The following is a 14602-nucleotide window of genomic DNA, read 5'->3' on the forward strand; positions in this document are numbered from 1 at the left end:
AGAAGTATAGCAGAGAAAAAAAGCGATCCAAAAAGTGAACGAAAAAAACAGCCTGTTGGCCGAATATGAAGGTGTCGTTTCCGGACATCGCGATGGACACGGTTTTGTGATCCGCGACGATGGCCAGGCCGACATTTACCTGCCCTCCAACGAGATGCGCGCGGTGTTGCACAAGGACCGGGTCAAGGCCCGCATCGTGCGGCTGGACCGCAAGGGGCGCCCCGAAGGGCGCGTGACCGAAATCGTCGAACGCTCCGACTCCCCCATCATCGGGCGCCTGTTGCAGGAAAGCGGTGTGTGGCTCGTCGCCCCCGAGGACAAGCGCTACGGGCAGGACGTGCTGATCCCCAAGGGCGCCACCGGATCGGCCAAGCCCGGCCAGGTGGTGGTGGTGCAACTGACGGAGCCGCCGGCGCTGTACGGTCAACCGGTGGGGCGCGTGAAGGAGGTGCTGGGTGAGATCGACGACCCCGGCATGGAGATCGAGATCGCGGTGCGCAAGTACGGCGTGCCGCACGAGTTTTCCGATGCCGCACTCGCCCAGGCGCGCGCGCTGCCGGACCACGTGCGCGCCGCCGACCACAAGCACCGCGTCGACCTGCGCGACGTGCCGCTGGTGACGATCGACGGCGAAGACGCGCGCGACTTCGACGACGCCGTGTATTGCGAGCCGGCGAAGGTCGGCAAGGGCAAGGGCTGGCGCCTGCTGGTGGCGATTGCCGACGTGAGCCACTACGTGGAGACCGGTTCACCGATCGACGTCGATGCGTATGACCGCGCCACCTCGGTCTATTTCCCGCGCCGCGTGATTCCCATGCTGCCGGAGAAGCTCTCCAACGGCCTGTGCTCGCTGAACCCCGGTGTCGAACGCCTGTGCATGGTGTGCGACATGCTGGTCAATGCCAAGGGCGAGGTGCACGCCTACCAGTTCTACCCGGCGGTGATGTTCAGCCACGCGCGCTTCACCTACACCGAGGTGGCCGCGATCCTGCAGAACACCCGGGGGCCGGAGGCCGCGCAACGCAAGGCGCTGGTGCCTTACCTGCTCAATCTGCACGATGTGTACCGCGCCCTGCTGATGGCGCGCGGCGAGCGCGGTGCGGTGGATTTCGAAACCACCGAGACGCAGATCGTCTGCGACGAGTCGGGCCGCATCGAGAAGATCGTGCCGCGCACGCGCAACGACGCGCACAAGCTGATCGAGGAAGCCATGCTCGCGGCCAACGTGTGCTCGGCCGATTTCATCCAGGAGGGCAAGCACACCGGTCTGTTCCGCGTGCACGAAGGCCCCACGCCGGAGAAGCAGGAAATCCTGCGCAACTACCTCAAGGCCATGGGTGTGTCGCAGACGATCGGCGACAACCCCAAACCGGGCGATTTCCAGGCGATCGCCAACGCCACCAAGGACCGCCCCGAGGCCCAGCAGATCCACACCATGCTGCTGCGCTCCATGCAGCAGGCGATCTACACGCCCATCAACAGCGGGCACTTTGGTCTGGCGTTCGAGGCCTATACGCACTTCACGAGCCCGATCCGGCGCTACCCCGACCTGCTGGTGCACCGCGTGATCAAGGCCATCTTGGCGCGCAAGCGCTATGAGCTGCCGAACCTGCCCACGCCGGGCGAGGCGCACGCCAAGTTGAGCAAGCGGCTGGCGAGCCGTGTGAAGCCGCCGGTGGCGGGCGAGGTGGTGAAGAAACCGTCGGCCGACACGCTGGCCTGGCAAGCCGCAGGCTTGCACTGCAGCGCCAACGAGCGCCGCGCCGACGAGGCCAGCCGCGATGTGGAGGCCTGGCTCAAGTGCAAGTACATGCGCGAACACCTGGGCGAAGAGTTCAGCGGTGTGGTGACCGCGGTCACGAGCTTCGGCCTCTTTGTCACGCTCGATGCGATGTACGTCGAGGGGCTGGTGCACATCACCGAACTCGGCGGGGAGTACTTCCGGTTCGACGAGGCGCGCCAGGAGCTGCGTGGCGAGCGCACCGGCATTCGCTATGCATTGGGCACCCGGGTGCAGGTGCAGGTGAGCCGGGTGGACCTGGATGGCCGACGCATCGACTTCCGGCTGGTCAGCGGTGAAGACGACCTCGTGTTGCGGGCCATGCGCGACAAGACCGGTTTGCCTTCCTCTCCCGACCATCAGGCGCAGCCTGCCCGGGGGGGCAAGTCGCGCCGCAACCGGAGCGAGGGCGCGCCGCAGGGGCGCCAGGCGCCCGCCATGGACGTCAAGGCCGCCGTGCGCAAGGCGGCGGGCAAGAAGGGCGAGCGGGGCGGTGCCCGCAGCACCGCGAGCCAGTCTCGCAAGAGCCGGCGCTGAACCGGTCGTTACCCGACTTCGCCATGCCCAACTCCGCCGCCCTGACCAAAAGCCCCGCGGCCAAGCCAGCCAAGGCCACCGTGGTGCGCCGGCGCGAGCCTGCGGCCGTGCCCACCGACCGGGCCTTGCGCATCGGCGTCTCGGCGCGCCTGCTGCACCAGGCGCCGCAGGAACTGGGGTTTCGAAACAAGATCCTGCAGTACATCGAACAGTCGCTGGCCCACTGGATCATGGAGCACGGGGCGGTGGCCTTCATGGTGCCGGCCGTGGCGCACGACAGCAAACACGCGGCGCGCCATCTCAAGGTGGAGCAGGTGGTGCAGGAGCTGGATGCCCTGGTGCTGCAGGGTGGCGCCGACGTGGCGCCCCAGAGTTACGGGCAGACCCCGATGGACCCACGCTGGCAGGGCGACGTGGTGCGCGACCGCTATGAGCTGGCCTTGCTGCGCACCTTTCTCGCTCAGAAGAAGCCGGTGCTGGGGGTTTGCCGGGGCGCGCAACTGCTCAACGTGGCCTTCGGCGGGACGCTGTACCAGGACATCCCGACGCAATGCCCGGCGGCCCATGCCCACGTCGACACCGATCTGTACGACCAACTGGAGCACGACGTGACCTTTCTCCAGGGCACGGCACTGACCAAGCTGTATCCGAATGCCTCGCAGCTGCGAGTGACCAGCATCCATCACCAGGCGGTGGCGGAACTGGGCAAGGGCGTGGTGGTGGAGGCCGTGTCCACGCTGGACGGCATGGTCGAGGCCATTCGCTGGACCGGCGGGACCTATGCGCGCGGCGTGCAATGGCATCCCGAGTTCCACCATGGGCGCGATGCGCTGGCCGACAGCTCGCCCATCATGTTGGACTTTCTGGAGGCCTCGCGGGCCGCCGCGTTGGAGCGGCTGGCCAGCGGGCACGAACCCGATCCGCGCACGCCGCGGGCGCCCTTGCGATTGGGCGCCTGAGCCTACACTCTGTCCCCTCCGTCTTCCGCTGCTCTCACGCCATGCGCATTGTTTTCTTCCTGCTCGAAACCTTCTTCTTCTTCCTCGTGGCGGCGGCGCTGTTGAGGGCGTGGATGAACCACCTGCGCATCAACATGTCGGGCCAGCCGGGGCGCTTCGCGATCGCGGTGACCGATTGGCTGGTGGCACCCCTTCGCCGGGTGCTGCCACGCTCGCTGGCACAGAGCCGCATCGACTGGGGCAGCCTGGGTGCGGCCGTGCTGCTTTCGTTGGCGTTCGGCGTCTTGTGGTGGTTGCTGGCGGCGAGCGTGTCTGCGGCCCCCGGCTCGGCCGCCGGAGTGGTGACGATCGTCTTCACCATGGCGGTGCGCCTGCTGGTGCGCACCTTGCTGCAGGGCTTGATGATCCTGCTGATCGGCTACGCCATCCTGTCGTGGGTGCAGCCGCAATCGCCGGTGATGGGCACGCTCGACCGCCTGTGCGCGCCCATCCTGCGCCCGGTGCGCCGGGTCGTGCCCTTGATCGGCGGGGTGGACCTGTCGGTGCTGGTGGTGATCATCCTGCTGCAGGTCGGCCTGATGCTGCTGGGCTGATCGGGCTTTCAGCCCGGTGGCCGCACCCGCGCCGCCAGGCGCCCGGCCGTGAGCCCAGGGGCAGCGCCATCGTCCCAGCGGTCGGCCAGCCAGCCGTGCTGATGCACGGCCGCAGCGACCCTGTCCCGCACCCCTTCGCCCGAAAGCCCGGCTGGCGCGATCGCGCTGCCGATCATGCCGGCGAGCACATCGCCCGTGCCGGCGGTGCGCAGGGCGGCGTTTCCGCTGGCGTTGATGAGCGGCACTTCGCCGGGCGAGGCCAACACCGAGCCCGAGCCCTTGAGCACGCACAACGCGCCGAAGCGATCGGCCAGCGCCTGTGCAGCCTTCAATCGATGGGCCATGACCTCGGGGGTCGTGGTGCCCAGCAGGCGCGCGGCTTCCAGGGGATGCGGGGTGAGCACCGTTGTCCTGCCCCGGCCGTGGCGGCGGCCGAGCAGGGTTTGCAGCGCGGTGTCGGTGGCGATGGCATTGAGCGCGTCGGCGTCGAGCACCAGCGTTCGGGCGCCCGAGAGCACGCGCGGCAGCAGAGCAGCCACCGAGGCACCGCCGCCGCAACCGCAGACGACACTCGCGGTTTCGAGGACGCCGGGCTCCAGTAGCCGCTGCGGACGGCGGAACATGAGTTCGGGGCAGCCGGGGTCCCAAGGCGTCGGGCTGCTTGCATCACCTTCGAGCAGACCGACGAACACGCGGCCCGCGCCGGCGTGCAGCGCGGCCCGAGCGGCGAGCACGGCGGCACCGGTCATGCCCGCGCCCTGCACGGCGATGCCTTGGCCACCGAGCACCAGCACGTCGCCGAAGCTGCCCTTGTGACTGGCATGCGGCCGTGTGCCCGTGGTCTGGGGCTGCCCGGCCAGCCAGGCGGTCACAGGCACGGCGGTCGCTGGCGGGACCTCCAGGTCGTCGAACCAGACGCTGCCGGCGGCATCGCGTCCGGTGCCGGTGAACAAACCGGGTTTCAGGGTGAGCAGCGACAGCGTGTGGCGCGGCCCCGGCGGTGCCAGGGACGGGGCGTTCAGGGCCGCCAGGACGCCTGTGTCGGCGTCCAGCCCACTGGGGACATCGACGCAGAGCACGGGCTGGGCGCAGGAGCGAAGCAGGTCCAGCCATGGGGCGAGAGCTCCCTCCAACGCCCTTTGCGGGCCGATGCCGAACAGGGCATCGATGGCGAGATCGAAGCGCGTCGGCGGCCCGTCGCTGAACGGCACGCCGGCGGCGCGCGCGGCCTGCAGGGCCTGACGGGCGTCGGCCGGCATCCGGGTCTCATCCCGCACCGCATGTGTCACGACCACTTCGGGAAAGCCACCCCGTTCCTGCGCCCACTGGTGCAGGTGGGTGGCCGCGACCAGGCCGTCGCCCCCGTTGTTGCCGGGCCCGCAGGCGACCCAGATGCACCGCGCGTGCGGTTGCAGCGCGCGTGCGAGCCGCGCCACCGCCAGGCCGGCGCGCGACATCAAGGTGTGGTGGGGGAGGGTGGAAGCGGCCTGCTGCTCGATCTGCCGCGTGGCGGCGCTGCCGTACAAGGCAGCGCGGCCGGTGCCGGACACCGGGTGCAGGCGGGTGCCTGTGTTGAAGCTGCGCGTGTCCAAGGTCTCGCTCCTCTCAAGGAATGGGCGCATTTCAACATGTTTGCGCGCAGGCGCTGACCGCCCGCGGATGGTTTCAGAGACCGAAGCGCTGGGGCGAGCTGCCGGTGATGTCGATCTCGGCAGAACGCCCTGACAGCTGATCGGCCAGCGCCCGGGCGGTGCCGCAGGCCATGGCCCAGCCGGCGCCGCCGTGGCCCAGGTTCAGCCACACGCCGGGTTGGCGCGTGGCACCCAGCACTGGAGGGCCATCGGGCAGTGTGGCCTGGGCGCCTTGCCATTCCTGCACGCTGCCCCGGGGGCCACCCAGACGCACAGCACCGGGGAACCAGTCCGCCAGCACGCCGTAAAGCCGTTTCAGCGTGGCTTTGGAGGGCTGGCCGGGCGTGGCGCCGAACTCACTGCCGCCGGCCACGCGAATGCGCTGGCCCAGCCGGGCGATCGAGATGCCATGGCCGGCGTCCAGCACCGCCGACTGCGGGGCGTCCAGCGGCTCACGCACCGCAGCACTGAGCGAGTGGCTGTAGACGGGCTGCAAAGGCAGGCGCAGCCCGAGTGGGTGCAGCAGGCGCGCGCTGTGCACCCCCCGCGCACACCACCACCGCGTCGAAGCGTTGCACGTCGTTGGCATCCGGGGTGCCCGCGCTCGAGAGCCGCAGGTTCACACCACCCGTGGGGCCCAGGGTTTCGATGGCGTCCACCGACGTGCTGAACACGAAGCGGCAACCGAGTTGCTGGGCCTCGACGCGGATCGACAGCGCGAATTCCCGGCAATTGGCCGCGGCTTCCCCGCCCAGTTCGACCGCACCGTGCAACGGCGTTTCAGGATTCAGGGCGGGTTCGAGCGCGCGGGCCTGATCGGCCGAGAGTTCACGGCAGGCGATCCCGAGGTCCTTCATCTGTTGCAAGGCGGGCTGGGCTTGCTCCGCCTCCCGCGGATGGCGCCAGAGCACCAGCATGCCCTGGCTGCGGTCATGGTCGAGGTCCCGTTCCTCGGTGATTTCCAGCAGGCGCTGCTGGCTGTACTGCACCCATTGGTGCATCTGCCGGTGGTGTTCGGCCTGGCGTGGGCCTTGGCCCGCCTGCAGCCAGCGCCAGATCCAGCGCCACTCTCCGCCGCGTGGCAACCGGGCCAGCTTCAGTCCTCCCGGGCGCGAGGCCCAGGGCATGCGCAGGCTACGTTCCGGCCGGTTCCAGGCGGCCGTCCAACCTGCGGCGACGAGCGCGCCGCTGGCAAAGCTGGCTTCTTCGGCCACGGTGCTGCGGCGCTCGAACACCGTGACTTCATGGCCGTCGCGCGTCAGTTCGAACGCGGTTGTGGTGCCGATCACACCCGCGCCCACCACCGCGACCCTCAAGATGCGCCCCCGACGGGTGCAGAGGGCGCCCCTGGGTGGGAAGGGGGTGGGCAATCGACGGTCAACGGGACATCGGGCATGGGTTGTGGCGCAGAAACACCCCGGCCGCGATTCCATTCGGAGCGCGGTCCAGAGAGCGAAAGTAGGACGGGATCGGTCGGGCTGCTATAATCGACGGGCTTTGCAGATGGCTGGCTCGAACACCGTTCTTGCCGCCTTTGCAGGGCGAAATCGCAAACCAGCCCAACCGGGTGTTGCCTGAAGCACCAGGACCGTCAGCGGTCCGTTCAATGCACAGGTGATCGGGGCTGGATTTTAGACTCAACCTCTGGAAAGTTAACTCATGTCTATCTCCATGCGCGAAATGCTGGAAGCCGGTGTCCACTTTGGACACCAGACCCGCTTCTGGAACCCCAAGATGGCACCGTACATCTTCGGCCATCGCAACAAAATCCACATCGTCAACCTCGAAAAGACGCTGCCCCTGTTCGAAGAGGCCGCCAAGTTCGTGCGCCAGCTCTCCGCCAACCGCGGCACCATCCTGATGGTGGGCACCAAGCGCCAGTCGCGCGACATCGTGGCCCAGGAAGCCCGCCGCGCCGGCGTGCCTTTCGTGGACCAGCGCTGGCTGGGCGGCATGCTGACCAACTTCAAGACGGTCAAGACCTCCATCAAGCGCCTGAAGGACATGCAAGCCCAGAAGGAAGCCGGTCTGGACAGCATGACCAAGAAAGAGCAGCTGATGTTTGCTCGCGAAATGGAAAAGCTCGAGAAGGACATCGGCGGCATTCAGGACATGAATGCGCTGCCCGATGCCATCTTCGTCATCGACGTGGGCTTCCACAAGATCGCCGTGCTCGAAGCCCAGAAGCTGGGCATCCCGCTGGTGGGCGTGGTCGACACCAACCACTCGCCCGTGGGCATTGACTACGTCATCCCCGGCAACGACGACTCGGCCCGTGCCGTGGCCCTGTACGCCCGTGGCATCGCCGACGCCATCATCGAAGGCCGCAGCAACGCGGTGAACGATGTCGTCAAGGCCGTGGCCGCCGAAGGCGCTGACGAATTCGTGGAAGTCAAGGAAGACGCTTCCGCCTGAGCCTGACTCTTGCATGAAAGAGGGGCTCCTGTAGCCCCTTTTTCATAAGGCCACCCGATCATTGAAACAGACCGTTCTGCCCGCCGGGGCACAACGGCGAACGGAGAAACTGAAATGGCAATTACCGCAAGCATGGTCGCCGAACTGCGCGCCAAGACCGACGCACCCATGATGGAGTGCAAGAAAGCCCTGACCGAAGCCGACGGCGACATGGCCAAGGCGGAAGAGCTGCTGCGCGTCAAGCTCGGCACCAAGGCCGGCAAGGCCGCCAGCCGCGTCACCGCCGAAGGCGTCGTGGCCAGTTCCATCAACGGCACCACCGGCGCGCTGATCGAAGTCAACTGCGAAACCGACTTCGTCACCAAGAACGACAGCTTCCTGGCGCTGGCCAACGCGGCCGCCCAGCTGGTGGCGGCACACAACCCCGCCGACCTGGAAGCCCTGGGCGCGCTGCCCTACAGCCAGGACGGCTTCGGCCCCACGCTGGAAGACGTGCGCAAGGGCCTGATCGGCAAGATCGGCGAAAACATGTCGTTCCGCCGCTTCAAGCACTGGGCCAACGGCGGCCAGCTCGCTGGTTACCTGCACGGCACCCGCATCGGCGTGGTGGTGGAGTTCGAAGGCGATGCCGTGGCGGCCAAGGACGTCGCCATGCACGTGGCCGCGATGAAGCCGGTGTCGCTGACCTCGGCCGACGTGCCTGCGGAGCTGATCGAGCGCGAGCGCTCGGTGGCCGCCGCCAAGGCCGCCGAATCGGGCAAGCCTGCCGACATCGTCGCCAAGATGGTGGAAGGCTCGGTGCAGAAGTACCTCAAGGAAGTGTCGCTGTTCGACCAGGTTTTCGTGAAGGCCGCCGATGGCAAGCAGACCGTGGGCGCGATGCTCAAGGCCGCTGGCACCAACGTGAAGGGCTTCACCCTGTTCGTGGTGGGCGAAGGCATCGAGAAGAAGGTCGACGACTTCGCGGCGGAAGTGGCCGCGCAAGTGGCTGCCGCCAAGGGCGCCTGATCCTGCCGAGACTGGACGAGACAACGGGCCGCAAGGCCCGTTGTGCCGTATGGGGCTTATTTACGCCCCGAAGCGGCAGGTGAATGCGGGCTCCTCGCTACACTTGCCGGTTGAATCTTTGTTTATCGATTTCCTGAAAGTTGCCTCATGCCAGCCTACAAACGGATTCTGTTGAAACTGTCGGGAGAGGCCCTCATGGGCGATGACGCTTTCGGCATCAACCGAGCCACCATCGTGCGCATGGTGGAAGAAATCGCCGAAGTCACCCGCCTGGGCGTCCAGGTGCGATCGTCATCGGTGGCGGCAACATCTTCCGCGGCGTTGCCGGGGGCTCGGTCGGCATGGACCGCGCCACCGCCGATTACATGGGCATGCTTGCGACCGTGATGAATTCGCTGGCTCTCGCCGACACCATGGACAAGGCCGGCCTGGTTGCCCGCGTGATGTCGGCCATTGCCATCGAGCAGGTGGTCGAGCCCTACGTTCGCCCCAAGGCCTTGCAATACCTCGAAGAGGGCAAGGTCGTGGTCTTCGCCGCCGGCACCGGCAACCCCTTCTTCACCACCGACACCGCCGCGGCGCTGCGCGGAGCCGAGATCGGTGCCGAGATCGTGCTCAAGGCCACCAAGGTCGATGGCGTCTATACCGCCGATCCGAACAAGGACCCCAGCGCCACGCGCTACACCACCATTTCCTTCGACGAGGCCATGAGCAAGAACCTGCAGGTGATGGACGCCACCGCCTTTGCCCTGTGCCGCGACCAGAAACTGCCCGTGAAGGTGTTCTCGATCTTCAAGCCCGGCGCGCTGCGCAAGGTGGTGCTGGGAGGCGATGAGGGCACGCTGGTTCACGTCTGATGCCCACACGGCATTCCATTTTCTGCTGCATTGAGGAGTTTTCATGAGCACCGACGACATCCGCAAAACCGCTGAGCACAAGATGCTTCAATCGGTGGAAGCGCTCAAGAACAGTTTGACCAAGGTCCGCACCGGCCGGCCCAACCCCGCCCTGCTGGACACCGTGCACGTGGAGTATTACGGCTCCATGCTGCCGCTGTCCCAGGTCGCCAACCTGACGTTGCTCGACGCGCGCACCATCGGCGTGTCGCCGTGGGAAAAAGGCATGGGCGCCAAGATCGAGAAGGCCATTCGCGAGTCGGATCTGGGCCTGAATCCTTCCAGCCAGGGCGACCTGATCCGCGTTCCCATGCCTCCCATGACCGAGGAGCGCCGCAAGGAGCTCACCAAGGTGGTCCGGGGTGAGGGCGAAGCCGCCAAGATCGCGGTGCGCAACCTCCGGCGCGACGCCAACGAATCGGTGAAGAAGCTGGTCAAGGAAAAGCTGGCGTCCGAAGACGACGACCGCCGCTCGCAGGAAGACATCCAGAAGCTCACCGACCGCATGATTGCCGAGGTGGACCGGCTGGTGGCCTCCAAAGAGCAGGACATCATGGCGGTCTGATCCGCCCCTTCCATCGACCCTGGCCATGGCATCTGCTGCAACTCACCCCTCCGTGCCGGCGAAACTGCCTGGCCATGTCGGCCATCGTCATGGACGGCAATGGCCGCTGGGCGCAGAAGCGCTGGCTGCCGCGCGCGGCCGGGCACAAGCAGGGCGTGGACGCGCTGCGCGGGGTGGTCAAGGCGTGCATCGAGCGAGGCGTGCCCGTGCTCTCCGTCTTCGCGTTCTCGTCCGAAAACTGGAACCGCCCGGTGGAAGAGGTCTCGGGCCTCATGGATTTGCTCGCCATGGCGTTGTCGCGCGAGGTTCCCAGCCTGAAAAAGAGTGGCGTGCAACTGCATTTCCCAGGCAACCGGGAAGGCCTGTCGACGCGGGTGGTGCAAGGCCTGGAGGCGGCCGAGCGCGAGACCGCGCACAACCACACCCTGGTCTTGAACGTGTGCTTCAACTATGGCGGGCGCTGGGACATCGCCCAGGCCGCCCGGCGCCTCGCCCAGCAAGGCGTGGAGATCACCGAGCAAAGCTTGTCAGGTGCGATGGCGCTGGCCCACGTGGACGACCCGGATCTGTTGATCCGCACCGGTGGTGAGCTGCGCATCAGCAACTTCCTTCTCTGGCAGTCGGCCTACACGGAGCTGCTGTTCACCGACTGCCTCTGGCCCGATTTCGATGCGGCCGAACTGGACCGCGCATTGGCCGAATTCGCCCGGCGCGAGCGCCGCTTCGGCCAGACCGCCGAGCAACGGGCCGAGGTCGAGCCCGAGGTGGTCGCGGTGGGCCAGCGACATGCTTAAGCAGCGCATCATCACGGCTGTGCTGTTGCTGGCCGTTCTGCTGCCCGCGCTGTTTAACCCCTCGATCGAGCCTTTTGCCGCCCTGACCCTGCTGCTGATCGTGGCGGGCGGCTGGGAATGGGCTCGCCTCAATGGCTGCGGCTCTTCGCTCTCGCTGGGTCTGGGTCTGGGTCTGGGTGTCCTGATGGCGGTGGTCTGGTGGGCCGGTGGCCTGAACCTGTCGCTGCGCCCGCTCTGGCTGGCCGTGGGGGCCGCCTGGGTGTTGCTCGCTGTCGTGATGCTGGGCCGTGGCGTGAAAGGCTGGAGCGCATGGCCGGTCGGCCTGCGCCTCTGGGTGGGGCTGGCACTCATCGCCTGTGCCTGGCTGGCCATGGTGCACGCGCGCCTGGAAGGTCTGGGCTTTCTGCTCTCCGTGCTGCTGCTGGTCTGGACGGCCGACATCGCCGCCTATTTTGGTGGCAAGGCCCTGGGGCGGCGCAAGCTCGCTCCCACCATCAGCCCGGGCAAGAGCTGGGAGGGCGCCATCAGTGGATTGCTGGGGGTCTTTGTGTTGGCGGCCTGCTGGCTCTGGGCCGATGCGCAAGGCACCAGCCTGTATGCGCGGCTCTGGGCTCTGGGGCCGGCGCTGGCGGTGCTGTCGCTGGTGTTTCTCGTCACCATGAGCGTGGTCGGTGATCTGGTGGAGTCGCTGGTCAAGCGCAGTGCCGGAGCCAAGGATTCCAGCCAGCTGCTCCCCGGCCATGGCGGCGTGCTCGATCGCGTCGACGCCTTGCTGCCCGTGTTGCCGCTGGCGATGATGCTCATCACCGTCTGATTGCCATGACCCGCCCCCAAGCCATCACCATTCTGGGCTCCACAGGCTCGATCGGGGTCAGCACGCTGGACGTGATCGCCCGCCACCCTGAGCGCTACACCGTGTTTGCGCTGACTGCCGCCACGCAGGTGGAGGCCATCCTGGCGCAATGCCAGCGCTTTGCTCCCCGCTACGCCGTCATGGCCAGCCCGGCGCATGCGCAGCAACTGGCCGGCCGCGTGCGCGAGCTCGGCCTGTCGGTCGAGGTGCTGTCGGGCGCGCAGGCCTTGTGCGACGTCAGCCGCGATCCGGAGGTGGATGCCGTGATGGCCGCCATCGTCGGAGCCGCCGGTCTTTCGCCCAGCTTGGCGGCCGCGCAGGCGGGCAAGAAGCTGCTGCTGGCGAACAAGGAGGCGCTGGTGGTCGGCGGCGAGCTGTTCATGCGGGCGGTGCGCGAAGGCGGTGCGACGCTGCTGCCCATCGACAGCGAACATTCGGCGGTCTTTCAGTCGCTGCCCGAAGACCCCACGACCTGGTCGCGCCGGGTCGACAAGATCGTGCTCACGGCTTCCGGTGGTCCTTTCCGCACGCGCGATCCGCAGACCTTGCACGAGGTGACGCCGGAGCAGGCCTGTGCGCATCCCAATTGGGTGATGGGCCGCAAGATCTCGGTCGACTCGGCGACCATGATGAACAAGGCGCTGGAAGTCATCGAGGCCTGCTATCTGTTTGGATTGCCCGCTTCGCGGATCGAAGTGGTGATCCATCCGCAAAGCGTGATCCATTCGATGGTGCAGTACGCCGACAGATCCGTGGTGGCCCAGCTGGGTACCCCCGACATGCGGGGGCCCATCGCCTATGGCCTGTCCTGGCCGGAGCGCATCGTCTCGGGTGCGGCCGCACTGGACTTCGCTTCACTGGGGGCTCTGAGTTTCGAAAAGCCGGACGACCGGCGTTTTCCCGGTCTGCGCCTCGCCTGGGATGCCCTGGGCGGCCCGGCGGGCACGACGGCGGTGCTCAATGCCGCCAACGAGGTCGCCGTGGCGGCCTTTCTGGACCATCGGCTGCGGTTCGACCAGATCCACGTCGTCAACCATGCAACTTTGCAGGCCCTGACCCCCTCGAAGCCCCAGGGCCTGGACGACCTGCTGGCGATCGACGCGGAAACGCGCGCCATCGCGCAAGTCCAGATCGACCGGTTGGCGGCTTGACGGCCCGACGGCCGCCACCCCGTCCGTTCACCTCTCAACCGAATTCGCCATGCTCACACTCGTTGCCTTCGTCGTGGCCCTCGGTCTGCTGATCGCCGTGCACGAGTACGGCCACTATCGGGTGGCCGTGGCCTGCGGCGTGAAGGTGCTGCGTTTTTCGGTCGGTTTTGGCAAACCGCTGCTGACCTGGCGCAAAAGGGCAGTCCCACCGAGTTCGTGCTCTGCGCGTTGCCCCTGGGCGGCTATGTGCGCATGCTCGATGAGCGCGAGGCACCGGTCGACCCGGCCGAGCGCCATCTGGCCTTCAACACCCAGCCGCTGCGCTCGCGTGCCGCCATCGTCGCGGCCGGCCCTGCGGCGAACCTGCTGCTGGCGATCGCGATTTATGCCGTCGTCAACTGGACCGGTGTGGAAGAGCCCAAGCCGGTGCTGGCCAGTCCGGTGGCGGGTTCGATCGCCGAGCGTGCGGGCCTGCGCGGCGGTGAGTGGGTGGCGCAGACCGCCGTGGCCGACGCCGAAGCCAGTGCGGTGGCGTCTTTCGAGGACCTGCGCTGGCGCCTGACGCAGGCCGCTCTGTCGAGCGAGGACTTGACCCTGTGGGTGTCGTCGCGCGAAGGCGATGCGACGCGCCCCGTGACGCTTCCCTTGAGCGAGCTGGACGTGCGGGAAGCCGACGCTGCGCTGTTCCAGCGCATCGGCATCACCAGCCCGTGGAGCGCGCCGGTGGTGGGCGAGGTCATGGAGGGTGGGGCGGCGGCCGCTGCCGGACTGAGGGAAGGCGACACCGTGCGCAAGGTCAACGACCAGGCCCTGGGTGACGGGCAAAGCCTGCGGGCCCTGATCCGGGCAGCCGTCGGCCCGGCCGGGCAGCCCGTCGAGCAGCGCTGGGAGGTGCTGCGCGCAGGGCAGGTCGTGCATCTGGTGGTCAAACCCATGCCCGAGCAGCAGGCCGGCATCTGGGTGGGGCGTGTCGGGGCGTACATCGGCGCCATGCCGGAGATGACGACCGTGCGCCACGGCGCGGTCGATGGCCTGGTCAACGGGGTTGTCCGGACCTGGGAGGTGTCCTGGCTGACGCTCAAGATGATGGGGCGGATGCTCATCGGCGAAGCGTCTGTGAAGAACCTCAGCGGCCCGCTCACGATTGCCGACTACGCCGGCAAATCGGCCAGCCTCGGTATCACCTCTTACCTGCTGTTTCTCGCTCTGATCAGCGTGAGTCTGGGCGTGCTCAACCTGCTGCCGCTGCCGGTCCTCGATGGGGGGCACCTGATGTATTATCTTTGGGAGGGTGTCACTGGGCGCAGCGTGTCTGATGTCTGGATGGAGCGCCTGCAGCGAGGGGGTGTCGTGGTTCTCATGGCGCTCATGTCCGTCGCCTTGTTCAATGATGTGGCCCGCCTGGCTGGCTGAACGCTTC

General features: G+C 67.3%; 12 protein-coding genes and 2 pseudogenes. 11 read left to right on the forward strand and 3 right to left on the reverse strand.

Annotated elements, in window-relative coordinates:
• The first annotated feature begins 34 nt into the window (after nucleotides 1–34).
• The 3 genes from rnr to ACFJI0_RS08965 are packed head-to-tail and all read left to right on the forward strand — an operon-like array spanning nucleotide 35 to nucleotide 3869.
• A complete protein-coding gene (rnr, locus tag ACFJI0_RS08955) occupies nucleotides 35–2317 on the forward strand; it encodes a ribonuclease R (protein ID WP_382324378.1) in 2283 nt (760 codons plus the stop codon).
• A 23-nt stretch (nucleotides 2318–2340) separates the two neighbouring features.
• Nucleotides 2341–3276 carry a type 1 glutamine amidotransferase gene (locus ACFJI0_RS08960; protein WP_291121867.1) on the forward strand — a complete coding sequence of 312 codons (936 nt, stop codon included), beginning with the start codon at nucleotides 2341–2343 and terminating at the stop codon, nucleotides 3274–3276.
• A 41-nt stretch (nucleotides 3277–3317) separates the two neighbouring features.
• The gene (locus tag ACFJI0_RS08965) at nucleotides 3318–3869 is read left to right on the forward strand and encodes a YggT family protein (protein ID WP_382324381.1); all 552 of its coding nucleotides are present in this window, start codon (nucleotides 3318–3320) and stop codon (nucleotides 3867–3869) included.
• A gap of 8 nt (nucleotides 3870–3877) precedes the next feature.
• Here ACFJI0_RS08965 and ACFJI0_RS08970 read toward each other — a convergent pair whose 3' ends face one another.
• The 3 genes from ACFJI0_RS08970 to ACFJI0_RS08980 all read right to left on the reverse strand — a co-directional run bounded on the left by ACFJI0_RS08970 (nucleotide 3878) and on the right by ACFJI0_RS08980 (nucleotide 6933).
• Entirely contained in the window at nucleotides 3878–5428 is a 1551-nt protein-coding gene (locus ACFJI0_RS08970) for an NAD(P)H-hydrate dehydratase (protein ID WP_382325586.1), read from the reverse strand.
• Between the two features lie 106 nt (nucleotides 5429–5534).
• Nucleotides 5535–6041, reverse strand: a complete 507-nt coding sequence (locus tag ACFJI0_RS08975; RefSeq protein ID WP_382324383.1) for an FAD-dependent oxidoreductase — start codon at nucleotides 6039–6041, stop codon at nucleotides 5535–5537.
• Nucleotides 5953–6933, reverse strand: coding sequence for an FAD-dependent oxidoreductase (locus ACFJI0_RS08980; protein WP_382324385.1), 981 nt, complete (start codon nucleotides 6931–6933; stop codon nucleotides 5953–5955). The genes ACFJI0_RS08975 and ACFJI0_RS08980 overlap by 89 nt, the downstream gene beginning before the upstream one ends.
• A 226-nt stretch (nucleotides 6934–7159) precedes the next feature.
• Between ACFJI0_RS08980 and rpsB the strand changes: the two genes are divergently transcribed.
• The 8 genes and pseudogenes from rpsB to rseP all read left to right on the forward strand — a co-directional run bounded on the left by rpsB (nucleotide 7160) and on the right by rseP (nucleotide 14595).
• The gene (rpsB, locus tag ACFJI0_RS08985) at nucleotides 7160–7915 is read left to right on the forward strand and encodes a 30S ribosomal protein S2 (protein WP_291121864.1); all 756 of its coding nucleotides are present in this window, start codon (nucleotides 7160–7162) and stop codon (nucleotides 7913–7915) included.
• 114 nt (nucleotides 7916–8029) lie between these two features.
• Nucleotides 8030–8923, forward strand: coding sequence for a translation elongation factor Ts (gene tsf, locus ACFJI0_RS08990; RefSeq protein WP_291121863.1), 894 nt, complete (start codon nucleotides 8030–8032; stop codon nucleotides 8921–8923).
• 147 nt (nucleotides 8924–9070) lie between these two features.
• Nucleotides 9071–9780 (forward strand): annotated as a pseudogene (pyrH, locus tag ACFJI0_RS08995) (UMP kinase).
• Between the two features lie 43 nt (nucleotides 9781–9823).
• Nucleotides 9824–10384, forward strand: a complete 561-nt coding sequence (gene frr, locus ACFJI0_RS09000) for a ribosome recycling factor (RefSeq protein WP_382158489.1) — start codon at nucleotides 9824–9826, stop codon at nucleotides 10382–10384.
• Between the two features lie 74 nt (nucleotides 10385–10458).
• A complete protein-coding gene (gene uppS, locus ACFJI0_RS09005) occupies nucleotides 10459–11178 on the forward strand; it encodes a polyprenyl diphosphate synthase (RefSeq protein WP_382324387.1) in 720 nt (239 codons plus the stop codon).
• Nucleotides 11171–11992 (forward strand): phosphatidate cytidylyltransferase, encoded by an 822-nt coding sequence (locus ACFJI0_RS09010; protein ID WP_382324389.1) that lies wholly within the window; start codon nucleotides 11171–11173, stop codon nucleotides 11990–11992. Before uppS ends, ACFJI0_RS09010 begins: the two co-directional genes overlap by 8 nt.
• 5 nt (nucleotides 11993–11997) lie before the next feature.
• Nucleotides 11998–13182, forward strand: coding sequence for a 1-deoxy-D-xylulose-5-phosphate reductoisomerase (gene ispC / locus ACFJI0_RS09015; protein ID WP_382324391.1), 1185 nt, complete (start codon nucleotides 11998–12000; stop codon nucleotides 13180–13182).
• A gap of 49 nt (nucleotides 13183–13231) precedes the next feature.
• A pseudogene (rseP, locus tag ACFJI0_RS09020) lies at nucleotides 13232–14595 on the forward strand (RIP metalloprotease RseP).
• Nucleotides 14596–14602: the final 7 nt, after the last annotated feature.

It is taken from the genome of Hydrogenophaga sp. UC242_53, assembly GCF_042696965.1.
Taxonomy (GTDB): Bacteria; Pseudomonadota; Gammaproteobacteria; order Burkholderiales; family Burkholderiaceae_C; genus Hydrogenophaga.